At 67.7% G+C, this 23,349-nt stretch carries 16 protein-coding genes and 3 tRNA genes; 8 read left to right on the top strand and 11 right to left on the bottom strand.

Annotated features, from left to right (window positions below; translation table 11 throughout):
• Positions 1–45 precede the first annotated feature (45 nt).
• From rlmB to rnr, 3 genes are all read right to left on the bottom strand, one after another.
• Complete coding sequence (rlmB, locus tag AC6CHL_RS09435; RefSeq protein ID WP_038689409.1) at positions 46–792, bottom strand: 23S rRNA (guanosine(2251)-2'-O)-methyltransferase RlmB; 747 nt, start codon at positions 790–792, stop codon at positions 46–48.
• 105 nt (positions 793–897) lie between these two features.
• Entirely contained in the window at positions 898–1,356 is a 459-nt protein-coding gene (locus tag AC6CHL_RS09430) for a GFA family protein (protein WP_463600660.1), read from the bottom strand.
• Between the two features lie 174 nt (positions 1,357–1,530).
• Positions 1,531–4,041 carry a ribonuclease R gene (gene rnr / locus AC6CHL_RS09425; RefSeq protein ID WP_425598278.1) on the bottom strand — a complete coding sequence of 837 codons (2,511 nt, stop codon included), beginning with the start codon at positions 4,039–4,041 and terminating at the stop codon, positions 1,531–1,533.
• A gap of 86 nt (positions 4,042–4,127) precedes the next feature.
• Between rnr and AC6CHL_RS09420 the strand changes: the two genes are divergently transcribed.
• Positions 4,128–4,214 (top strand) — tRNA-Leu (locus AC6CHL_RS09420).
• Positions 4,215–4,289: 75 nt separating this feature from the next.
• Here AC6CHL_RS09420 and AC6CHL_RS09415 read toward each other — a convergent pair.
• Complete coding sequence (locus AC6CHL_RS09415; RefSeq protein WP_447592733.1) at positions 4,290–4,976, bottom strand: glutathione S-transferase family protein; 687 nt, start codon at positions 4,974–4,976, stop codon at positions 4,290–4,292.
• A gap of 154 nt (positions 4,977–5,130) precedes the next feature.
• Here AC6CHL_RS09415 and AC6CHL_RS09410 point away from each other — a divergent pair.
• A tRNA-Leu gene (locus tag AC6CHL_RS09410) sits at positions 5,131–5,217 on the top strand.
• Between the two features lie 187 nt (positions 5,218–5,404).
• A tRNA-Leu gene (locus AC6CHL_RS09405) sits at positions 5,405–5,491 on the top strand.
• Between the two features lie 692 nt (positions 5,492–6,183).
• On the opposite strand, the gene emrB is transcribed toward AC6CHL_RS09405, so the two are convergent.
• The 4 genes from emrB to AC6CHL_RS09385 are packed head-to-tail and all read right to left on the bottom strand — an operon-like array spanning position 6,184 to position 10,903.
• Positions 6,184–7,770, bottom strand: a complete 1,587-nt coding sequence (emrB, locus tag AC6CHL_RS09400; RefSeq protein ID WP_038689417.1) for a multidrug efflux MFS transporter permease subunit EmrB — start codon at positions 7,768–7,770, stop codon at positions 6,184–6,186.
• 7 nt (positions 7,771–7,777) lie between these two features.
• Positions 7,778–8,959, bottom strand: a complete 1,182-nt coding sequence (gene emrA / locus AC6CHL_RS09395; RefSeq protein ID WP_447592730.1) for a multidrug efflux MFS transporter periplasmic adaptor subunit EmrA — start codon at positions 8,957–8,959, stop codon at positions 7,778–7,780.
• 10 nt (positions 8,960–8,969) lie between these two features.
• The gene (locus tag AC6CHL_RS09390; RefSeq protein ID WP_498294232.1) at positions 8,970–10,463 is read right to left on the bottom strand and encodes an efflux transporter outer membrane subunit; all 1,494 of its coding nucleotides are present in this window, start codon (positions 10,461–10,463) and stop codon (positions 8,970–8,972) included.
• Positions 10,460–10,903 (bottom strand): MarR family winged helix-turn-helix transcriptional regulator, encoded by a 444-nt coding sequence (locus AC6CHL_RS09385; protein WP_038692375.1) that lies wholly within the window; start codon positions 10,901–10,903, stop codon positions 10,460–10,462. Before AC6CHL_RS09385 ends, AC6CHL_RS09390 begins: the two co-directional genes overlap by 4 nt.
• 147 nt (positions 10,904–11,050) lie before the next feature.
• Between AC6CHL_RS09385 and AC6CHL_RS09380 the strand changes: the two genes are divergently transcribed.
• Both AC6CHL_RS09380 and parC read left to right on the top strand, forming a co-directional pair.
• Positions 11,051–11,929, top strand: coding sequence for an AraC family transcriptional regulator (locus AC6CHL_RS09380; protein ID WP_448133314.1), 879 nt, complete (start codon positions 11,051–11,053; stop codon positions 11,927–11,929).
• A 58-nt stretch (positions 11,930–11,987) separates the two neighbouring features.
• Positions 11,988–14,231: a DNA topoisomerase IV subunit A gene (gene parC / locus AC6CHL_RS09375; protein WP_038689425.1), complete on the top strand. Its 2,244-nt coding sequence runs from the start codon at positions 11,988–11,990 to the stop codon at positions 14,229–14,231.
• Between the two features lie 365 nt (positions 14,232–14,596).
• Here parC and bfr read toward each other — a convergent pair whose 3' ends face one another.
• The gene (gene bfr, locus AC6CHL_RS09370) at positions 14,597–15,085 is read right to left on the bottom strand and encodes a bacterioferritin (protein WP_498294231.1); all 489 of its coding nucleotides are present in this window, start codon (positions 15,083–15,085) and stop codon (positions 14,597–14,599) included.
• Positions 15,086–15,239: 154 nt separating this feature from the next.
• Between bfr and AC6CHL_RS09365 the strand changes: the two genes are divergently transcribed.
• On the top strand, positions 15,240–17,597 hold the full coding sequence (locus tag AC6CHL_RS09365) for a penicillin acylase family protein (protein ID WP_498294230.1): 2,358 nt from the start codon (positions 15,240–15,242) through the stop codon (positions 17,595–17,597).
• A 211-nt stretch (positions 17,598–17,808) separates the two neighbouring features.
• Here the strand turns inward: AC6CHL_RS09365 and AC6CHL_RS09360 are convergent, their stop codons facing one another.
• Both AC6CHL_RS09360 and asnB read right to left on the bottom strand, forming a co-directional pair.
• Entirely contained in the window at positions 17,809–19,191 is a 1,383-nt protein-coding gene (locus AC6CHL_RS09360; RefSeq protein WP_498294229.1) for a cation:proton antiporter, read from the bottom strand.
• A 71-nt stretch (positions 19,192–19,262) separates the two neighbouring features.
• On the bottom strand, positions 19,263–20,954 hold the full coding sequence (asnB, locus tag AC6CHL_RS09355; RefSeq protein WP_314404613.1) for an asparagine synthase B: 1,692 nt from the start codon (positions 20,952–20,954) through the stop codon (positions 19,263–19,265).
• Positions 20,955–21,291: 337 nt separating this feature from the next.
• Between asnB and AC6CHL_RS09350 the strand changes: the two genes are divergently transcribed.
• Entirely contained in the window at positions 21,292–22,170 is an 879-nt protein-coding gene (locus tag AC6CHL_RS09350; RefSeq protein WP_498294228.1) for a tetratricopeptide repeat protein, read from the top strand.
• Between the two features lie 350 nt (positions 22,171–22,520).
• Positions 22,521–23,204 (top strand): pentapeptide repeat-containing protein, encoded by a 684-nt coding sequence (locus tag AC6CHL_RS09345; protein ID WP_498294227.1) that lies wholly within the window; start codon positions 22,521–22,523, stop codon positions 23,202–23,204.
• The last annotated feature ends 145 nt before the right edge of the window (positions 23,205–23,349 follow it).

The following is a 23,349-nucleotide window of genomic DNA, read 5'->3' as shown; positions in this document are numbered from 1 at the left end:
AGAGCAGCCGACCAACGGTCGGCTCTACCCCCTCGCGCGGGTGGGTTACAGGCCGCGCTGGCGGACGGCCTCGAACAGGCTCACGCCGGTGGCGACGGAGACGTTGAGGCTTTCGATGTCGCCCGGCATCGGGATCTTGACCAGGCCGTCGCAGTTTTCGCGGGTCAAACGACGCAGGCCGTCGGCTTCGCCGCCCAGCACCAGCGCCACGTTGCCCTTCAGGTCGATGGAGTACAGCGACGCGGTGGCTTCACCGGCCAAGCCGTAGATCCAGACGCCCAGCTTCTGCAGGTCCTTCAGGCAGCGCGACAGGTTGGTCACCGCCACCACCGGGATGCGGTCGGCCGCACCGGCCGAGGTCTTGCGCACGGTCGCGTTGACCGTGGCCGACTTGTCCTTGGGAATGATCACTGCGGTGGCACCGGCGGCCGCCGCGCTGCGCAGGCAGGCGCCCAGGTTGTGCGGGTCCTGCACCTCGTCGAGGATCAGCAGCAGGGCCTTGCCCTCGGCCGCCTCGACCAGGCCTTCCAGTTCGTTCTCACCGTAGGTGCGTGCCGCCTGGTAGCGCGCGGCCACGCCCTGGTGGCGTACCGAGCCGCCCACGCCGTCGAGCGCCTGGGTGTTGACCTTGCGCACGTCAATGCCCTTGCGGCGCGCGTTCTCTTCAATCTCCACCAGCCGCGGATTCTTCGCGCTGGCTTCGATCAGCACCTCGCGGACGTTCTCGGCATCGTTCTCGATCGAAGAGGCGACAGCGTTGACGCCGACGATCCACTGGCTTTGCTTGCTCATTGCGGGGGCACGACCGGTACAGGGGGTGGTAATGGTAGAGCATCAAGGCCCCGCCTGCCCCGCCGGGCGTTCACGCCGGGGGCCCGCCCCCGGGGTGCGGCACCTTCAGGGGGTGTCGTGGTCGGGGTGCTGGTGGCTGACCAGGCCCTGCAGCAGGGCCATCTCGGGGTCATCCTGGTCACGGATCACGCGCAGCGACGCCAGGGTGTCCACGAACGGCAGCTTGGCCTCGGTGCCGTACTGCACGGTGGGCGGCAGGCGCGCGGGTTCGTCGAAGGCACCGGCCGCAATGGCCATGCCGTCGGGTGCTTCGTAGGTCAGCGGCGTCCCGCAGTCGGGGCAGAAGCCGCGCTGGACCAGGTTGGAGGAGGCAAAGCGGCGTGGCTCGCCCCGGGTCCAGGTGAAGTCGACGGTGCGCACGGAGACCAAGGGGGCGTAATAGGCACCGAAGGCTTTCTGGCACATCCGGCAATGGCAGATCGAACTGTCGGTGAGTTCGCCGCGGACGTGGAAGCGGATGGCGCCGCACTGGCAGCCGCCGCTGTATTCGGGGAGGTCGGGCATGGGCGCGCTCCGAATCGGGAATGCGGGGCCGATCAACGCGTACCGACCAACGGTCGGTACCCACCGGATGACGGTAGGCACCTACCGGATAACGATCGGTACCCACCGGTTTGAGTGTGGCCGCACCGGCAGGGCGGCCGCGGCGTACCGGCCGGTGGCCGGTACGCCCGTCTTTCAGTACTTCTGCTTCTTGCGCTTGGCCGGCTGGCCGCGCGGTGGCAGTTCGGCCACCTCGTCGCCCTGCTCCTCGACCAGGCGGAAGTCGATCTTGCGCTCTTCCATGCTGGCCTTGAGCACCAGGATCCGCACGCGGTCGCCCAGGCGGTAGGCCTTGCCGCGGCGTTCGCCGCTGAGCGTCTTGCGGGTGGCGTCGAACTGGTAATAGTCGTGTGGCAGCTGGGTCACGTGGACCAGGCCGTTGACCTTGGATTCGTCCAGTTCCACGAACAGGCCGAAGCTGGTCACGCCGCTGATCACGCCCTCGAACTGGCCGCCCACGTGCTTTTCCATCCACGCGGCGCGGTAGCGTTCGTCCACTTCGCGCTCGGCCTCGTCGGCCCGGCGCTCGCGTTCGGAGCACTGCAGCGCCAGCGCGGCCATCTCACGCGGCGAGTAGGTGTACTTCTCTGCCGGTGCGCCGCTGAGCGCATGCTTGATCGCACGGTGCACCAGCAGATCGGGATAGCGGCGGATCGGCGAGGTGAAGTGCGCGTACGCATCCAGCGACAGACCGAAGTGACCCTGGTTGTCCGGCGAATACACCGCCAGGCTCTGGCTGCGCAGCAGCACCGATTCCAGCAGGGCCGCGTCGGGGCGCTCGCGCACCTTCTTGAGCAGCTTGGTGTAATCGCCCGGCTGCACCTTCGACCACGGCGGCAGGCTCAGCTTGAATTCCTTCAGGAACTCCAGCAGGTCGTCGTACTTGGCTTCCGGCGGCTTGGCGTGGTCGCGGAACGGCGCCGGCACCTGCTTGTGCAGCAGGTAGCGCGCGGCCTGCACGTTGGCGGCGATCATGCATTCTTCGATCAGCTTGTGCGCGTCGTTGCGCACCAGCATGCCGGCCTGGGTCACTTCGCCGGTGTTGTCCAGCACGAAGCGCACTTCTGACGATTCAAACTCGATCGCGCCGCGCTTGGTACGGGCCTTGGCCAGCACCTTGTACAGCTGGTGCAGGCGCTCGACCTGCGGCAGCACCGCAGCGATCTCCTTGCGCACCGCCGGGTCGTTTTCACCGACCGCCTGCCAGACCTGGTTGTAGGTCAGGCGGGCATGCGAATTCATCACCGCTTCGTAGAAGCGCGAATGGATCACCTCACCGTCGCGGTTCACCTGCATGTCGCAGACGAAGCACATGCGATCGACCTTGGGCATCAGCGAGCAGATACCGTTGGACAGGGTCTCGGGCAGCATCGGCACCACGAAACCCGGGAAATACACCGAGGTGGCGCGCTTCTGCGCTTCGTCATCCAGCGGCGTGCCGGGGCGGACGTAGTTGGACACGTCGGCGATGGCCACCACCAGGCGGAAACCCTCGGCATTCGGTTCGCAGAACACCGCGTCATCGAAGTCCTTGGCGTCTTCACCGTCGATGGTCACCAGCGGCGTGCTGCGCAGGTCCACGCGGTTGCCCAACATGGCCGGCTCGACCACCAGCGGTACCGAAGCGGCCTCGTTGAGCACCTCCTGCGGGAACTCGAACGGCAGTTCATGGCCGTGGATGGCGGTTTCCACGATCAGCGAGGCGGTCAGCTTGTCGCCGAGCACCGCGATGATGCGGCCGATCGGCGGGCGGCGGGTATCCGGGGCCTGGGTCAGCTCGCAGACCACCAGCTGGCCGTCGCGGGCCTCGCCGGTCTGGTCCGGCGGGATCTGGACGTTGCGCTGCACGCGCTTGTCGTCGGGCACCACGTAATTGATGCCGAACTCGACGCTGAAGCGGCCGATCAGGCGGGTCATGCCGCGCTCGAGCACGCGGGCGATGCTGCCCTCGCGGCGGCCGCGGCGATCGATACCGGTCACGTTGGCCAGCACGCGGTCGCCGTGCATGACCTTGCGCATTTCATACGGCGGCAGGAACAGGTCGTCCCCGCCCTCCACCGGACGCAGGAAGCCGAAGCCTTCCGGGTTGGCGATGACCACGCCGGTGATCAGGTTGGTGGCCTGCACCGGGGCGAAACCGCCGCGGCGGTTCTGCACCAGCTGGCCATCGCGCACCATCGCGCCCAGGCGCTTGCCCAGCGCGTCGGCGCGGTCAGGTTCGGTCAGGCCCAGGTGGATGCCGATTTCCTCGGCGGTCTGCGGGCCATCACAGCGGTCAAGCAGCTGCAGGATGGCTTCGCGGCTGGCGATCGGCTGCGCATAGCGCTCGGCCTCACGCTCGGCATGGGGGTCGATCACATTCATGTCGGTAGCAGTGGGATGCGGGCGGCGACGGGTCGGGATCGGCGCGCCGGCATCCGGCTTGGGGCCGGACCGCTTGCCACCGCGCGACGGCGCTGGGGTGTTCATTGATTCGGGCATCCACGGTGGCAGCTTGCCGGCCTTCTTGGCGGCAGCGCGGGGCTTGCCCGACGGACCGGCAGCCTGCTTGGGCGCCGGGGACTTGGGGGCTTTCGCGCCCTGGGTCGGTTTCTTTGGTTTCATTGGCCTCCATGGTAACCGCTGACAGTGTGCAGAACCGGTCATGGGCGCGGCATATGCAGGTTTGTGAAGAAATTTAACAAAACCGTTGACAAGCCCCTGCGGCATCTTCACAATTCGCCTCCTGAGTCGCCCAGGTGGCGGAATTGGTAGACGCACTAGCTTCAGGTGCTAGCGGGGGCAACTTCGTGGAGGTTCGAGTCCTCTCCTGGGCACCACGACTCAGAAAATGATCAAACCCGCGCAAGCGGGTTTTTTCGTTTCCGGGGTCTGCCCGTCACAGACGGGGCGTGTCAGGCATCCGGATCGTAGTAGCGGCGCGCCAGCCCCGCCCGCCCGGGAAAGTGCTTGAACCACGGCCGGGCCGCGTCGATCACTGCGGCCACCGCCGTGTGCGCCATCAGCCGCTCCACATAGGCGGACAGTGCCGCGTGCGCGTCCGGCACCGGCACGTAGGCCACCGCATAGAACAGCGCCGGTGCCGCAGCGCAATCGGCCAGGGTGAACGCCTCGCCCGCCAACCAGCGTCGCCCATCCACCTGCCGGTCCAACAGCGCATAGCTGTTCAGCAGCGTCGCGCGGGCGGCGGCGGTCGCCGCGCCACCGGCGTCGCTGGCGGGCTGCAGCAAGGCGGCGGTGAGCGCCTGCATCGGCGTCATCACATACAGGTCGCAGACCCGGTCCCAGAACCGCACCTCCAGCGCCTGCGCCGGATCCTGCGGAATGAGCCGCGGCCCGTCGGCGGCATGATGGCGCTGCAGGTGCTCGATGATGATGCTGGTTTCGCCGATGGGCCTGCCCTGCTCGACCAGCAGCGGCATTTTGCCCAGCGGCCACAGCGCCCGGAACGCCGCGCGCTCGGCCGGGTCGCCGAGGTTCAACAGCCGCGCGTCCAGCGCCACGTCCAGTACGTGGGCGGCGATGAGCACCTTCTGGCAGCAGGAAGACAGCGGATGGAAGTGCAGGATCGGGGTTTCCATGGGAACGCCTTGCTGCCGGGTGGGATGAGTATTTTCAGCGTCCCCCGCCCGGGTCAAGCCGTGCCGCGCCACCGGCCGATGCACTCTGTGCGGATATGCCGTCAGGATGCATTGACAGCCCTGTGATGCTTCCGCATAATTCGCCTCCTGAGTCGCCCAGGTGGCGGAATTGGTAGACGCACTAGCTTCAGGTGCTAGCGGGGGCAACTTCGTGGAGGTTCGAGTCCTCTCCTGGGCACCACGACTCGGTAAATGATCAAACCCGCGCAAGCGGGTTTTTTCGTTTCTGCGGTGCGATGTTCTGCGTGTCGCATGCACGCTGCGTCCGACATGCAGGGCGATGATCCGGCAGTGCGCGACGAGCGAAATTTTCCGCGACATGCTGTTGACACATTCGTGGTTCTCCCGCAGAATTCTCCTCCTGAGTCGCCCAGGTGGCGGAATTGGTAGACGCACTAGCTTCAGGTGCTAGCGGGGGCAACTTCGTGGAGGTTCGAGTCCTCTCCTGGGCACCATGACTCAGACAATGATCAAACCCGCGCAAGCGGGTTTTTTCATGTCTGGGGTTTGGGGGGGGTTCTTTTTTTTTAGAAGCTAGATCAAGAGCTGAAGCCGGAGCCGGAGCCGGAGCCAGAGCCAGAGCCAGAGCCAGAGCCGGAGCGTTGGTTGTGCGCGTGCGACGGGGTGGTCGGGGGTGTGTGGGTTCGCGGGACACGCCGTGAATCCATCCCTGGAGGCTCGTGAGCGCCATCCATGGCGCCCAACGGTCCCGCGAACCCACACACCCCCGCCCCAGACAGTGGGCCGGTGCCCATGGAACAACAACGCAACGCCGCGGTAGAGCCGACCGTTGGTCGGCTGCTCTGCCTCTCGGCTTCACAGCCTCTCGGCTGTTGAGCTGTTGAGCTGTTGGGCTGTTGGGCTGTTGGGTTGTGGGCTCTTCGCCACGCACCGACTCACTTTCAAGGGCGGGTACGGGTGGGTTGGCGGGACCGTAGAGCGCCATGGATGGCGCGAACGAGCCTACAGGGACGTACTTGCGGCGTGTCCCGACAATCCACCCGTACCCGACCAAGCCAAGAGACATACAGACGATGCGCTGTTGCTCTGCTGTTGCTCTGCTCTGCTCTGCACGTGCTCTTCCCAGCCAACATGAAAAAAAACCCCGCCTTTCGACGGGGTTTTTTCGTTTCAGATCAGACGCGGATCAATGCCCGCCGGCCGATGCTGCGCCCGCCCCTGCACCGAACGGCGGCTTGGCCAGCCACAGGAAGGCGATGATCGCCAGGAAGATCCAGCCCAGCAGGAAGAAGATGTCGTTGAAGCCCATCTGCGATGCCTGGTGGTTGATCATGTTGTTCAGCGCTGCCGCACCGTGTTGCAGGTTGCCCTGCCCCATCGCCGCTACCTGATCCTGCATGCCCGGCTGATATGCCGAAATGTGCTCGGTCAGATCCGCGTGGTGCACCTGCGTCCGGCGCGCCCACAGCCACGTCGTCAACGATGCCGCGAAACTGCCGCCCAGCGTACGCAGGAACGTTGCCAGCCCCGACCCCGCCGCGATCTCGCGGCCGTCCAGGTCCGACAGCAGAATCTGCAGCACCGGCATGAAGAACAGTGCCACGCCAATGCCCATGATCAACTGCACGCCTGCCACGTGGGCATAGTCCACCTGCAGGTTGAAGTCCGAACGCATGAAACTGGTGAAGGACAGGAACACGAACGCGAACGACGCGATCATCCGCATGTCGAACCGCGACGCGTACTTGCCCACGAACGGCGTCATGATCACCGGCAGAATGCCGATTGGCGCCGTCGCCAGGCCCGCCCAGATCGCCGTGTAGCCCATGTCGCGCTGCAACCACTGCGGAATCAGCAGCGACACACTGAAGAATGCCGCATACGCCACCACCATCGCCAGCGTGCCGGCGCGGAAATTGCGGTGCCGGAACAGCTTCAGGTCGACGATCGGGTCCTTGTCGGTCAGCTCCCAGATCAGGAATACCGCCAGGGCCACCACCGCCACGCAGGCCAGCACCACGATCTTGGTCGAGGCGAACCAGTCCTCATCGTTGCCCAGGTCGAGCACCAGCTGCAGTGCGCCCACACCGATCACCAGGGTGATCAGGCCGACGTAATCCATCTTCGGCTTTTCGGTCTGCTCCGGGCGGCCCTTCAACTGGCTGCCTACCACCATCGCCGCGAAGATGCCCAACGGCACGTTGATCAGGAAGATCCATTCCCAACTGTAGTTGTCGGTGATCCAGCCGCCCAGGATCGGGCCGCAGATCGGTGCCACCACCGTGATCATTGCCAGCAGCGCCAGCGCCTGCCCGCGTTTCTCGCGCGGGTAGATCGAGACCAGCAACGACTGCGTGATCGGGTACATCGGACCGGCCACGAAGCCCTGCAGCGCGCGCGACAGCACCAGCATGCCCATGCTCTGGGCCAGGCCGCACAGCAGCGAGGTGATCACGAACGCCAGCGTCGCCCAGACGAACAGCTTGCGTTCGCCGAAGCGGCGGCTGAGCCAACCGGTCAGGGGCAGCGCGATCGCGGTACTCACCGCGAACGAGGTGATCACCCAGGTGGCCTGCTGCGAACTGGCACCGAGGTTACCGGCGATGGTGGGCAGCGACACATTGGCAATAGTGGTGTCGAGCACCTGCATGAACGAGGCCATCGCCAGGCCCACGGTGCACAGGGCCACGCTCGGTGGCAGGAAGCCGGCGGCCGCACTGGGCGCCGCCGGTGCGCCCGGATTGCCGGGCGCGGCTGGAGCTTGGGCGGACATGGTGACCTCAGCTCGCCTTGGCCTGCTGCGGCAGGTTGCGCTGGATGATGGCGTGGATCGCATCATCGGCGCTGTGCAGCTGCTTGGCGTAGACGTCGGTGTCGAACACCTGGCCCTTGGCGGCCTGGGTCGGCAGCACCGTGCCCTTCTGGTCGCGCAGGCTCACTTCGGCCTTGATCGACAGACCGATGCGCAACGGGTGTTCGGCCAGCTGCTTGGCGTCGATGGCGATGCGCACCGGCACGCGCTGCACGATCTTGATCCAGTTGCCGCTGGCGTTCTGCGCCGGCAGCAGCGAGAACGCCGAACCGGTGCCCAGGCCCAGGCTGTCGATGCGGCCCTTGTAGGTCACATCACCACCGTACAGGTCCGAGCGCAGCTCCACTTCCTGGCCCAGGCGCATGTGGCGCAGCTGGGTTTCCTTGAAGTTGGCTTCCACCCACATCTGTTCAGTCGGCACCACGGCCATCAGGGCGTTGCCCGGCTGCACGCGCTGGCCAACCTGCACCGAACGACGGGCAACATAGCCGGCCACCGGCGCGACGATACCGGCGCGGGCATTGTTGAGGTACGCCTGGCGCAGCTGCGCGGCGGCGGCCTGCACGTCCGGCTGGGTGGCGATCACGGTGTCATCGACCAACGCGTTGTTGCGCTCGAAGGTCTCGCGCGACCCGGCCACGGCCGCTTCGGCGGCAGCCAGCTCGTCACGCGCGTGCGCCAGTTCTTCGTTGGAGATCGCACCGCTGGCGGCCAGGCCCTTGCGGCGGTTGAAGTCGTCGCGGACGCGCTTCAGGGTCACCTGGCGGGCATTCAAGTCCGCCTGGGCGCCTTCCACGCTGCGGTACAGGCCGCGGGTCTGGCGCACGGTCTTGGCCAGGTTGGCTTCGGCCTGCTGCAGCGCCACTTCGGTGTCGGCCGGGTCCAGCTGCACCAGCAGCTGGCCACGCTCCACGCGCATGCCGTCATCGGCGTTGATCGCCACCACGGTACCGCTCACCAACGGGGTGATCTGGACCTGGTTGCCCTGCACGTAGGCGTCGTCGGTGTCTTCGAACCAGCGGCCGAACATGAAGTACCACAGCGCCAGCGCCGCCAGCAGCAGCACCACGATGACCAACAGGCCGCGCAGCAGCTTGCCGCGACGGGACGGAGCTGCCGGGGCGGCAGCGGGAGCGGATGTCTGGCTCATGGGATGTGTCTCAGGAATGCGTGGAATCAGGGGCGGTGGCGAGCGTGGCGGTGTCGCCGGACGGGGTGAACCCACCGCCCAGCGACTGGCTCAGCCGCACCGAAACAAGGATCTGCCGGGACTGCAGTTCGGCCAGCCGCTGCTGGGACACCAGCAACTGCTCTTCGACCACCAGAACCTCCAGGTAGCTGCCGATGCCGGCGCGGTAGCGCTGCTCGGCCAGGTCATGCGCTGCGCGGGCGGTATCCACCGCCTGCTGCTGCGCGGCGGCCTGGCTGGCCAGCGAGCGCACCGCGTTGACCTGGTCGGCCACATCGCGCAAAGCGTTCACCACCGACTGGTTGTAGTCGGCCACGGCCAGGTCGTACTGGGCGTCGGTCGTGTCCAGGTTGGCGCGCAGGCGGCCGCCATCGAAGATCGGCAGGCTCAGCGCCGGGCCGAGGAAGGCGAAGGTGGAGCCGCTCTTGAGCAGCTGGTCCACTTCACTGGACACCACCCCGCCCAACGCGGTCAGGTTGAGGCTGGGATAGAACTGGGCCTTCGCGGCATGGATCTCGCGATCAGCCGCTTCCACGCGCCAGCGCGCGGCCACGATGTCCGGGCGGCGGCCCAGCAGCGCGCTCGGCAACACGCCGGGCAGCTGCAGGGCCAGCGGATTGAGCACCTGCGGGCGCTCGATCTGCAGGCCGCGGTCGGGGCCCTGCCCGACCAGCGCGGCCAGCGCGGTGCGGGCCTCGTCGATCTGCTGCTGGGCGGCCTGTTGCTGCTGCTGCGCGGCCGGAATGCGCGCTTCGGCCTGGCGGGTCTGCAGGTCGCTGTCGATCCCGGCGCGGCGGCGCTGGGCGGTCAGGTCCAGGGTCTTCTGCGAGCGCGCCAGCTCTTCGCTGGCCACGTCATGCAGCTTGTAGGCATAGCCCAGCTGCGCATACGCCTCGGCAATGGCCGCCGACAGGTTCAGGCGCGCGGCCTGCGCGTCCACTTCGGCGGCATGGCCACTGTCCACGGCCGCTTCCCAGGCGGCGCGCTTGCCGCCCCACAGGTCGATGCCGTAGCTGAAGCTGAGGTAGGCCTGGCCGCTGCCGGCATAGCTGCCACCGAGCTCATCGCCGACCATCGATTCGGGCAGGCGCACGCCGGTGTAGCCACCGGAGGCGGACACGCTGGGCAGGCGCTCGGCGTGGGCGGTACCGATCCGGGCGCGGGCCTGGCGCAGGCGCGCATCGGCCGCGTCCAGGCCGGGGTTGCGCTGCAGGCCTTCGGCGATCAGGGCGTCCAGTTGCGGGTCGCCCAGTGCGCGCCACCAGTCGGCGGCCGGCCAGCCGGGTTGGCTCAGGCCAGCGGCAGACAGGGTGCGCTGGGTCTGCAGGCTGTCGGCATCCAGCAGCGTGGCCTGCGGCTGCAGGCCGCGGCTGCTGGCACAGGCGGCCAGCGCCAGCGCAAGCACCGATACCAGCACCGGGCGCAGCGGACGCAGCGAAGAAGTGCGATCAAGGGAGGAGGTCATGGCGTAATCAACGAGTCACGTACACGGGTCATGAGGGAAAGCAGCTGGGCGCGCTCGTCGGTGGACAGGTCGCGCATGGCGTCATCGATGGTCTGGTCGCCGCGCTGCTTCAGCCGGGCCCACAACTGGCGGCCTTCATCGGTCAGTACGATCTGCAACGCCCGCCGGTCCTGGGCATGCGGCTCGCGCCGCACGCAGCCCATGGCTTCCAGCTTGTCCAGCAGGCGGGTCACCGCGCTGGGCACCTGGTCCAGGGCCTGGGCCAACTCGTTGGCGGTACACGGGGCCTTGGCCGCGAGCACCTTCAATCCGAGGTAGTGGGTGAAACCAATGCCAAGGTTTTCCTCGGCCATCGACGTGTCGAGCTGACGGACCAGGCCGTCGCGCACCTGGCGCAACAGCAGCCCGAAGCTGGGAGGAGTGGTTTCAGGGCAGATCATCATGGGGCGGCACTTTACTTCCAGAAAATATATTTCTCAATGGAAATATTAAATCTGGAACCAAATGCTGTGTTGCAACAACCGGAACAATGCGGGGATGGCTACCTTAATGGCCGCTTCAGCTGGCCGGGTATTACAATTTGGACAATGGATAACACATTCAGGCCAGACCCGACCTCCACCGCCGCCCAGATGATCCGCAACGAGGTGCTCGACTGGTTCGAGCGCGACGATGGGCTGGGCGTGCTGGGCTTCCAGGTCGACAGCCCGCGCGGGCTGGAACGCGAGATCGACTGGCACCAGCACCACCGCGCCCAGCTGATCTGCGTGGAGGCCGGCCTGCTCAACACCCGCACCCGCCACGGCAACTGGTCGCTGCCGCCCGGCTGCGCCGGCTGGATGCCGCCCGGCGAGCCGCACACGGTGGACATCTCCGGGCCGCTGCGCGGCTGGGGCCTGATCATCAGCCCGGCGCTGGCCCACGACCTGCCGAGCGAACCCTGCGTGGTGGCCATCTCCGACCTGCTGCAGGCCCTGGCCATGCGGGTGACCCGCTGGACCCCCGCCGCGGCGGCCGACCTGCGCCAGCAGCACATGATCGAGGTGCTGCTGGACGAAATCCGCAACGCGCCACGCCAGCGCATGCACCTGCCGATGCCACAGGACCGGCGCCTGCTGCGGATCGCCTCGCAGCTGATCGCCGACCCGGCCGACGGCCGCAGCCTGGAACAGTGGGCGCAGTGGGCCGGGTTGTCACCGCGCACCCTCACCCGCCACTTCCGCGACGAAACCACGCTCAGCTTCGCCCAGTGGCGCCAGCAGGCCCGCCTGGCCGACGGCCTGCGCCGCTTGTCCGACGGCCACAGCGTGTCCGATATCGCCCACGAACTGGGCTTCAGCAGCCCCAGCGCGTTCGTTACCGTGTTCCGCCGGCACTTCGGCTGCCCGCCCGGGCGCTACCTGGCGCGCAGCGGCCAGCCCCTGAATCCAACACGCGGCTTGGCATCCCCGGCCGCATCCGGATAATCGACCGCCTGCGAGGGCGACAGCCGTCGCCGTCCCTTGCCACAGGTAACAATCCCGCATGACCGATCTTGCCCGCCCCGCCTTCCACGGCTTTGAACAGCTGCCCCTGCGCGAGTACGCCGAACGGGCGTACCTGGACTATTCGATGTACGTGGTGCTCGATCGCGCACTGCCGTTCATCGGCGACGGCCTGAAGCCGGTGCAGCGCCGCATCATCTATTCGATGAGCGAGCTGGGCCTGAATGCCGCCTCCAAGCCGAAGAAGTCCGCGCGTACCGTGGGTGATGTGATCGGTAAGTACCACCCGCATGGCGACAGCGCGTGCTACGAAGCCCTGGTGCTGATGGCCCAGCCGTTCTCCTACCGCTACCCGCTGATCGAAGGCCAGGGCAACTTCGGTTCCACCGACGATCCCAAGTCGTTCGCGGCGATGCGTTACACCGAATCCAAGCTGACCCCGATCGCCGAGGTGCTGCTGGGCGAAATCAACCAGGGCACCACCGACTGGACCCCGAACTTCGACGGCACCCTGGAAGAGCCGACCTGGATGCCGGCGCGCCTGCCGCATCTGCTGCTCAACGGCACCACCGGCATCGCCGTGGGTATGGCCACCGACGTGCCGCCACACAACCTCAACGAGATCGTCAGCGCGCTGCTGCACCTGCTGGACGACCCGGACGCGACCGTTGCCGACCTGTGCGAACACGTAAAGGGCCCGGACTACCCCAGCTTCGCCGAGATCATCACCGCCCCGGCCGACCTGCGGAACATGTACGAAACCGGCTACGGCAGCGTGCGTGCGCGCGCGACGTACTTCAAGGAATCGACCAACATCGTCATCAACGCGCTGCCCTTCCAGGTATCGCCGTCGAAGGTGATCGAGCAGATCGCCGCGCAGATGCGCGCCAAGAAGCTGCCGTGGCTGGAAGACATCCGCGATGAGTCCGACCATGCCAACCCGGTGCGGGTGGTGCTGGTGCCGCGCTCCAACCGCGTCGATGCCGACCAGCTGATGGGCCACCTGTTCGCCACCACCGACCTGGAGCGCAGCTACCGGGTCAACCTCAACGTGATCGGCCTGGACGGGCGTCCGCAGGTGAAGAACCTGAAGATGCTGCTCAGCGAATGGCTGCAGTTCCGCGCCACCACCGTCACCCGCCGCCTCACCCACCGCCTGCAGAAGGTCGAGCGCCGCCTGCACCTGTTGGACGGCTTGCTGGTGGCCTTCCTCAACCTGGATGAAGTGATCCGCATCATCCGCACCGAGGACGAGGCCAAGCCGGCGCTGATCGCGCGCTTCAGCCTGAGCGAGGAACAGGCCGAGTACATCCTGGACACCCGCCTGAAGCAGCTGGCCCGCCTGGAAGAGATGAAGATCCGCGGCGAGCAGGACGAGCTGGCCAAGGAGCGCGACAAAATCCTGGCCATCCTGGACAGCAAGGCCAAACTGAAGAAGCTGATCCGCGACGAACTGACCGCCGATGCCAAGAAGTTCGGCGATGACCGTCGCTCGCCGCTGGTGCAGCGCGGTGCGGCCCAGGCTATCGACGAAACCGAGCTGGTGCCGAGCGAGCCGATGACCGTGGTGCTGTCGGAGAAGGGCTGGATCCGCGCGGCCAAGGGCCACGACATGGACCCGTCCACGCTGTCCTACCGCGACGGCGATGCCCTGCTGGGCTCGGTGCGGGCGCGCAGTACCCAGCAGGTCGCGTTCCTGGACAGCGAGGGCCGTGCGTACTCCACGCTGATCCACACCCTGCCCTCGGCCCGTGGCAACGGCGAACCGCTGACCGGCCGCTTCTCGCCGGCCGCCGGCAGCCAGTTCCTGACCCTGGCCAGTGGGGAAAACAACACCCGCTTCGTGCTGGCCTCCACCCACGGCTACGGCTTCGTGACCCGCTTCGAGAACCTGACCGGGCGCAACAAGGCCGGCAAGGCGATGCTCAACCTGACCTCCGGCTCCAAGGTGCTGACCCCGGCCGTGGTGGCCAACCCGGAAACCGATCGCATCGTAGCGGTGACCAGCTCGGGCAACCTGCTGGCGATCGCCGCCGGCGACCTGCCGGAACTGGACAAGGGCAAGGGCAACAAGATCATCGACATCCCCAAGGCCAAGCTCGCCACCGAGCGCGTGGTCGCCGTGGTATCGGTGGGCCCGGGCAACACCCTGCTGGTACGCAGCGGCACGCGCACCATGAACCTGTCCTTCAAGGACCTGGAAACCTACCTGGGCACGCGCGCCACGCGTGGCCACCTGCTGCCGCGCGGCTGGCAGAAGGTGGAAGGGCTGGCGGTCGAATAACCGAAAGCAAACAGCGCAGATGAAAAAACGGCCGGGGAAACCCGGCCGTTTGCGTTCCCACACGGCCCCACCGCGCGTAGAGCCGACCGTTGGTCGGCTGCACGATCCCCGTAGAGCCGGGCTCTGCCCGGCTGCATCCGCCGCACGTTGCGCGGTTGCCGGGCAGAGCCCGGCACTACGCATTGCCCAAAAAACGAAAAAGCCGGGAATCCCCGGCTTTTTCGTTCGTCGCTGGCTGGCGGATGCTGGCGGGCGGACGATGGCTTCTGCAGCGTGCTGGCGAAGGCTGGCTGGCGTGCGGAAGCGGAACAAAGGCACCGGTAGTGCCGGCCGCTGGCCGGCTCGACGCGATGCCCGAAGGCAGGTCAGTGCGCAGGCGTACCCTTCGCATCCATCTTGCTGGTCTGGTACAGCGCCAGCCCGATCCGCTTGATCAGGCCCAGCTGCTGTTCCAACCACCAGGCATGGTCTTCTTCCGTGTCCTTCAACTGCACCAGCAGCATGTCGCGGCTCACGAAGTCCTGGCGCTGCTCGCACAGCTTCATGCCGGCGGCCAGGTTGTTGCGCACGCTGTATTCGGTGTCCAGGTCCTTCTGCAGCATCTCCTCCACGGTCACGCCCGGCTCGAAGCCATGCGGACGCATGTCCGGGGTGCCACCGAGGAACAGGATCCGGCGCAGCAGCGCATCGGCGTGCTGGGTCTCTTCTTCCATCTCGTGGTTGAGGCGCTCGTACAGCGCCATCAGGCCCTGGTCTTCGTAGCGGCGCGAATGGATGAAGTACTGGTCACGCGCAGCCAGCTCGCCGCGCAGCAGTTCCTTCAGGCACGCGATGACGTCCGGATTGCCTTTCATGTGGGGGTGCTCCTGATGAATCAATGCACGCATGGTGCCCCATCCAGAATTCCAATGATCTAATCGGAATCAGTTGCAGTTGCGCTTGCAGCGACCTCCACGTGGCGTTCACAGCCCCTACAATCCGACGCATACCACCATCGGGGGATGCTGCATGCGTCGTTGGCTTACGCGGTTGCTGTGGGTGTCGCTGGTGTTCGGCGTCGTGCTCATCGCCACCCTGTGGTGGCTGCTGCGCGGCAGCCTGGCGCACCTGGACGGCCCGCTGCCGGTGGATGGCCTGCAGGCGCCGGCCACCGTCAGCCGCGATGCGCGCGGGGTGGTCACCATCGACGCGGCCAGCCAGGCCGATGCGATGCGGGCGCTGGGGCTGGTGCATGCGCAGGAACGCTACTTCGAGATGGACCTGATGCGGCGCAGCGCCGCCGGGGAGCTGGCCGAGCTGTTTGGCCCGGCCGCCGTGCCGGTCGACCAGCGCATGCGCGTGCATCGCCTGCGCGCCCGCACCCACGCCCACCTGGCCGCGGCCGTCGGCACCGCCCCCCTGCCCCTGCAGGCCTACGTGGCCGGGGTCAACCAGGGCCTGACCGACCTGCGCGTACGCCCCTGGCCCTACCTGCTGCTGCGCCAGCGGCCCACCCCCTGGCTGGCCGAGGACAGCGTGCTGACCGGGCTGGCGATGTACGCCGACCTGCAGGACCCCACCAACCAGACCGAACTGGCCATGGCGCGCATCCGCGCGGTGGTGCCGCCCGCGCTGTACGCCCTGCTCAGCCACGACGGCAGCGAGTGGGATGCACCGCTGTTCGGCGCGCCACGCGGCAATGCGGTGCTGCCGGGACCGGACGCGGTGAATCTGCGCGCGCCCGCTACCGCGCGCTCGGCCAGCGCCGCCGGGCACGCCGACCCGGACGTGCATGGCAGCAACAACTTCGCCGTGGCCGGTGCACTGACCGCCGATGGCCGCGCGATCCTGGCCGATGACATGCACCTGGGGCTGCGTGCACCGGCCCTGTGGTTCCGGGTGCGGCTGCGCTACCCCGACGCCCAGGCGCCGGGCGGCACGGTCGACGTGAGCGGCTTCTCGCTGCCCGGGCTGCCCGCGATCGTGGTGGGCAGCAATGGCCACGTGGCATGGGGCTTCACCAACAGCTACATCGACAACGCCGATTACGTCCCCGTGCCCGCACACGCGCCCGGCACCCTCGACGGCATCACCACCCACACCGAGCGCATCCGTGTGGCCGGCCAGCCGGACACCATGCTGCGCGTGCGCGAGACGGCCTGGGGCCCGATCCTGCACGAGCGTCCCGACGGCAGTGGCGAGGCGCTGCGCTGGACCGCACAGCTGCCCGGCGCGGTGCGCTTGGACTTCGCCGACATGGCGCGGGCGGCCAACCTGGACGACGCGCTGCAGATCGCCGACCGCGCCGGCATCCCGACCCAGAACCTGCTGCTGGCCGACCGCCAGGGCCGCATCGCCTGGCGACTGATCGGCGCCCGCCCGGACCGCAGCGCGGACTGCCCGCCGGCCGGCGCGGCCACGCCGGTGGCCGCGCACTGCGCGCCCTGGCCGATCCGCAGCGACGCCTCGCCGGCGCTGATCGATCCGGCCAACCACCGTTTATGGACTGCCAACGGCCGCGTGCTCGATGGCAGCGCGCTGGCGGTGGCGGGCAACGGCGGCTATGACCTGGGCGCGCGTGGGCAGCAGATCCGCGATGGCCTGTTGGCGAAGGAACGCTTCGACGAACGCGACCTGCTGGCCATCCAGCTCGACGATCGCGCCGTGTACCTGCAGCGCTGGTGGACGCTGCTGCGGCAGGTGGTCGAACACAGCGACGACCCGGCGCTGCAGCGACTGGAGCGGGCCAGCCGGCACTGGGACGGGCGCGCCGCCGCCGATTCGGTGAGCTACCGGATCACGCGCGGCTTCCGCGGCATGGTGCTGGACAGCGTATCGGCGGGCCTGCTGGCACCGGCGAAGCAGCGCCTGGGCGATGCCTACCTGGAGCCGCGTCTGGCGCAGATCGAAGGCGTGCTGTGGCCGCTGGTCAACGAACGCCCCGCGCACCTGCTGCCGCCGCCGTATGCCAGTTGGGACGCGCTGCTGGCAGACGCCGCCCGGCGCCTGGAGGCCGACCTGGCCGCGCAGGGGCCCAACCTCGCCGAGCGCAGCTGGGGCGAGCGCAACACCGCGGCGATCTGCCACCCGGTCAGCCGCGCCCTGCCCGCCTTCGCCCGGTCGTGGCTGTGCATGCCCGCCGACCGCCTGCCCGGCGACCGCGACATGCCGCGCGTGCAGGGCCCGGCGTTTGGCGCGTCCCAGCGCATGGTGGTGTCGCCCGGGCATGAAGCCGACGGCATCATCCACATGCCCGGCGGCCAGAGCGGGCACCCCCTGTCACCGTTCTGGGGGGCCGGGCACGAGGACTGGGTCAACGGCACGCCGACACCATTCCTGCCCGGTGCGACGGTGCATACGCTCCGGTTGGTGCCGACGCGGGAATGACGGGGTGACGGACGGTGACGGAGCAGCCGACCAACGGTCGGCTCTACCGCGATGTGGGGTCCAACCCCCACCCGGACGTACCGAAGGTGGGTCGGTACGCCAGACCGGTACGTAACGACCGTGGGTCGGTACACCGCACCCGAGCCTGCCGACGGTCGGCCGATACGCCCCACCGGCAGGTACCGACCGTTGGTCGGTACACCGCCGAAATTCAACGTCGGCAACGTTCGATCAGGCTCAACAACGGCCCGGTCATCGCCGTGGTCACCAGCGCCATGATCACCAGCACGGCGAACAGGCGGTCGCCCAGGAAGCCCAGTTCGTAGCCCAGGTTCAGCACGATCAGCTCCATCAGGCCGCGGGTGTTCATCAGTGCGCCCAGCTTCCACGCCTCGTGGTTGCCCATGCCGGCGCTGCGCGCCGCGCTCCACGTACCGAACAGCTTGCCCACCGTGGCCACGGCGATCACCACCACGCACAACAGCAGGTCGCTGGCCTGCAGGGCGTCGGCGCGCATGCGCAGGCCGGTCATGGCAAAGAACAACGGCAGCAGCAGGGTGACCGCGAACGGTTCGACCCGGGTGGCCACGGTATGCCGCAGGGTGGCGTTGCCCGACACCGCCACGCCAGCGGCGAACGCGCCAAACAGCGCATGGATGCCCAGCATTTCGGTGACCAGTGCGCAGCCCAGGGCCATCAGCAGCATCACCAGCAGCCAACGGCCTTCCTGCCCGGCTGCAATCACCTGCCGCGAGAACCACGGCCGCACCAGGCCCAGCATCACCCCGACAAACACCACCACGCACACCAGGTTGAGCGCGGCCGGCACCCAGCCCTGCGCCTGCGCGGCCGCCACGATCAGCGCCAGCAGGCACCACGCGGTGGCATCGCCGAGCGCAGCGCAGGCGATGGCGGTCTGGCCCAGCGGTGTGCTGGTCATGCCACGGTCGGCCAGGATGCGCAGCAGCACCGGGAACGCGGTGATGCTCAATGAAATGCCCACGAACAAGGCGAACCCGGTAAACCCGATCCCGCGAGGCGCGTGCGCACCGTACAGCCAGATCGCCAAGGCCACGCCCAGCACGAACGGCACTGCGATACCGGCATGGCTGACCACGAACGCAAACCGGCGGCGACCGCGCAATCCGCCCAGGTCCAGTTCGGCACCGGCCACCAGCAGGAACATCAGCACGCCCAACTGGCTCAGCAGCCCCAGCGAGCCCAACGACGCGGCCGGGAACAGCGCGCCGTGCACCTGGGGCAACAGCGCCCCCAGCACCAGCGGGCCCATCATCAGCCCGGCGGCCATCTCACCGATCACGCCCGGTTGGCCGAAGCGCCGGAACAGCCAGCCGGCGCCCTTGGCCACCAGCAGCAGCACCAGCAGCTGCATCAGGAACAGGCCCAGCGGGGCATGCAGGTGCGCGGCCCAGTCGGCGCCCAGCGACGATTGCGCCCGTTCCACCTGCACCGCTACGGTGGGGCCGGCATACCGCGCCAGGCCCAGGCCCACCAGCAACGGCAGCGCCACCCAGCCCAGGTAACGCCACGCCAGCCCGCTACGGCGCATGCCGCCGGTGGTATCTGCTTCCATTCCCGATCCCCATCGATTGAGGGAGCGATTCTACGGGCTGGCGGTATTCCCGCCAGCCCTGCCACGTGCGATCAGGCCAGGGCCTGCTCGTGCACGCCGGCCACGGCGCGCCCGGACGGATCGGCCATGCTGGCGAAGCTGGCGTCCCAGGCGATCGCCGCCGGCGAGGAGCACGCGATCGACTTGCCGCCCGGCACCGTTTCAGCCGCCGCCTGGGTCGGGAAGTACTGCTCGAACACGTGGCGGTAGTAGTACGCCTCCTTGGTCTGCGGCGGGTTGTGCACGAAGCGCTTGTCGGCCGCGGCCATCACCCGGTCGCTGATCTGCGCCTCGGCATGCGCCTTGAGCCCGTCGATCCAGCCATAGCCGACCCCATCGCTGAACTGCTCCTTCTGCCGCCACAGGATCGACTCGGGCAGGTACCCTTCGAACGCTTCGCGCAGCACCGCTTTTTCGATCCGGCGGGCGCCCTGCGGCCCCTGCCCGACCATCTTGTGCTTTGCGTCGATGCGCATCGCCACGTCGAGGAACTCACGGTCCAGGAACGGCACGCGCGGCTCCACGCCCCAGGCCATCATCGACTTGTTGGCGCGCAGGCAATCGTAGTTGTTGAGCGCATCGAGCTTGCGCACCAGCTCTTCGTGGAACTCGCGTGCGTTGGGCGCCTTGTGGAAGTACAGGTAGCCGCCGAAGATCTCGTCGCTGCCCTCGCCGGACAGCACCATCTTCACCCCCATCGCCTTGATCCGACGCGCCAGCAGGAACATCGGCGTGGAAGCGCGGATGGTGGTGACGTCGTAGGTTTCCACGTGGCGGATCACCTCCGGCAGCGCGTCGAGGCCTTCTTCGAAGGTGTACTCGAAGCCGTGGTGCACGGTGCCCAGCGCCTCGGCGGCGATGGCTGCGGCGGCCAGGTCCGGCGAGCCCTTCAGGCCGATGGCGAACGAATGCAGGCGCGGCCACCACGCTTCGCTCTGGTCGCCATCCTCGATGCGGTGCCGTGCGTACCGCGCGGCGACCGCTGCCACCAGCGAGGAATCCAGCCCGCCGGACAACAGCACGCCGTACGGCACGTCGGTCATCAACTGGCGGTGCACCGCGCGCTCGAAGGCTTCGCGCAGTTCCACCCGGTCGGCCTCCACCCCTTCCACCGCGTCGTAGTCACGCCACGGCCGCACGTAGTAACGGGTGAGCGTATCGGTGGCGCTGTCGTACCAGTGGCCCGGCGGGAACTGCGCGGCATCGGCGCAGATGTCCACCAGCGACTTCAGTTCCGAGGCGACCACCAGGCGACCGTCCTTGTCGTGGCCCCAGTACAGCGGCACCACGCCGATCGGATCGCGCGCGATCAGCACCCGCTGCTGGTCCCGGTCCCACAGCGCGAAGGCGAAGATGCCGTTGAGGCGGTTGAGGAAGGAGGCCGGACTGTCTTCGCGGTACAACGCGTTGATGACTTCGCAGTCCGAGCCGGTCTGGAACGCGTAGGGCTGGGCCAGTTCGGCCTTCAGTTCGGTGTGGTTGTAGATCTCGCCGTTGACGGCCAGGGCCAGGCCGCCGTCCTGCGACAGCAGCGGCTGCGAGCCACCGGCGGGATCGACGATCGCCAGGCGTTCGTGGACCAGGATGGCGCCGGCATCGACGTACACCCCGCTCCAGTCCGGGCCGCGATGGCGCTGGCGCTGGGACAGGTCCAGCGCATGGCGGCGCAGAGCGGGAAGGTCGTCGCCCGCCTGCAGGCCGAAAATACCGAAGATCGAACACATGGGAACAGCTCCTGATGATGGGGGAATACACGTGATGCATGCGTTCGAGCGGCCATAAAAAAACCCGCATCGGACGATGCGGGTTTTCTGGAGTCCGGGCGTGTTGCTTGTACTAGCCCTGGTCGCAGTCCCGCATCGGCCGCGCACGATTATTCGCGCGCAGATTGCTGCGGTTGGTATTGGTGACGGCGGTGGCCAGGAACGAGGACATGGATCGACCGTAACCGGGTTTTGGCGGCCGTGCAACTGTTGCGATGGCAACCATGCGGCCGTCGGCACCGCAGGGGTACAGCCGACCGGGGCGATAATCACGCCCCCTCTGCACGACCCGGCTGGAATGACCCTTCGCATCGGACGCATCGCCCCCCGCATGGGCGGCATCGCCCTCACCCTCGCCCTGGCCGCGTGCGCCAGCACACCGTCACGCACCCCCGCTGCACTGGTCCAGGCGGTGGAGGCCAAGGCCGCCGACGGCCGCTTCGACAGCGCCTGGGAGGCGGCCCGCACCTATGAACGGTTCAACGACCCCCGTGCCGTGGGCTGGTACGAGCGCGCCGCCGCAGCCACACCGTGGACGTTCCACAACCCCCAGGCCGAAGAGGCGCTGGGCCGGATCTGGACCGACGGCCAGCTGCTGCACGGTGACGGCCCGCACGTGGTCCAGGGCGCCGCGCTGCGCCCCTCGCCGCGCCGGGCCGAGCGCTGGTACCGCGCCGCCGCCGAGCACGGCAACCCGATGGCCATGCTGATGCTGGCGCGGTTCCACCGCGAGCGCGGGCACGCGGCCAGCGCATTGCGCTGGGACCTGCGCGCGACGATCTACAACCACATGCCCTCCGAATCGTCGCGGCTGCCGCAGGCCATCGCGCCGCAGGACGACGCACTGCACCCGCTCGTGCTGGACATCCAGAAACGCGCCCGGCGCGGCGACGCCGACGCCCAGGTGGACCTGGGCACGCTGTATGAAACCGGGATGGGCGGCCTGCCCCGCGATGGCAACCAGGCGCTGCGCTGGTACCGCCAGGCAGGCGACCAGGGCAATGTCTACGGGCAGTACTTCAGCGGGCTGCTGCTCGGCCGTGGCCGCGCCGGCGTGACCCGCGACCTGGACGCCGCCGCCGGATGGTTCACCAGGGCCGAGGCGCAGCGGTTCTACCTGGCCGGCGAATCGTACTGGCGCGAGCGGATCAAACCGCCCTTCTGGACCTTCGATTGACGCCAACCGGTGATCGGCTGCACGCCCACCCCGGTAGAGCCGACCGTTGGTCGGCTACCCACCCACCCGACCCGGGTAGAGCCGACCGTTGGTCGGCTGCACGTTGCGGCGTCAACGGCAGCCGACCAACGGTCGGCTCTACCCCGGATTGAACGTCGGATTAGACGTCGGATTGCGCATTGGATTGAACGTCGGATTGCGCATTGGATTGAACGTCGGATTTCGCATCGGATTGAACATCTGATCCAATATCGGATTGAACGTCGCATTACGCGCCAGGAAGCTTTGTACACACTCCGCACCCACCTTCAAGACTCCCGCCCACGCCACACATCACCCAGAATGGCCGCATGACCACCGCCATTTTCCGCGACGACACCATCACCCGCGCGCGCATGCAGACGATCATCGCCGCGCATCCGCGTGCCGCCGTCTTCGAGGGCTGCAACTTCGACCAGGGCGACTTTTCGCGTCTGGACATGGACGGCTTCCAGTTCAACCAGTGCTCGGTGGCCGGTGCGAACTGGCTGGCCGCGTCGCTGGAGGAAAGCCAGTGGCTGAAGTGCCGGGGCGGGCAGTGCGACTTCAGTTCGGCGCTGCTCAGCGATGCGCGCTTCTCGCATTGTGATCTGAACAACAGTCACTGGCGCCGCGCCACCCTGTCCTCGGTGCAGTTCCACGACTGCAAGCTCACCGGCGCGCACCTGCAGGAAGTGACTGGCTGGGCACTGGAATTCCGCGATTGCCTGCTGGTCAGTGCCGACCTGCGCGGCCTTTCGTTCCGCAAGGCGAACCTGCAGGGCATGGATTTTTCCGATGCGGAGCTGTCTGGCTGTGATTTCCGCGATGCGGTGTTCACCGGCGGCAGCCTGCGCAACGCACAGACCCGGCTGACCCGGTTCGAGGGCGCCGACCTGCGCGGCACCGACATCAGCGGGCTCAACGTGATGGACGCCAAGCTGTTCAAGAAGGCGGTGATTTCGCAGCAGCAGGCGGCCGCCGCGCTGGCTGCGTTCGGGTTGATCGTGGCGTAAGGGCGAACCGACCAACGGTCGGTTCTTACCTGATACGGTCGGTACCTACCTGACGCTGTAGGCGCCGACCGTTGGTCGGCGCAGCACGTAAACCCGGTAGTGCCGGCCGCTGGCCGGCTCTCGTGATTGCCAGACGAAAAGGAGA

The organism is Stenotrophomonas sp. GQ19 (genome assembly GCF_059758695.1).
Note: the sequence above shows the minus strand (reverse complement) of the source record. Positions and strands in the feature narration are given on the sequence as shown.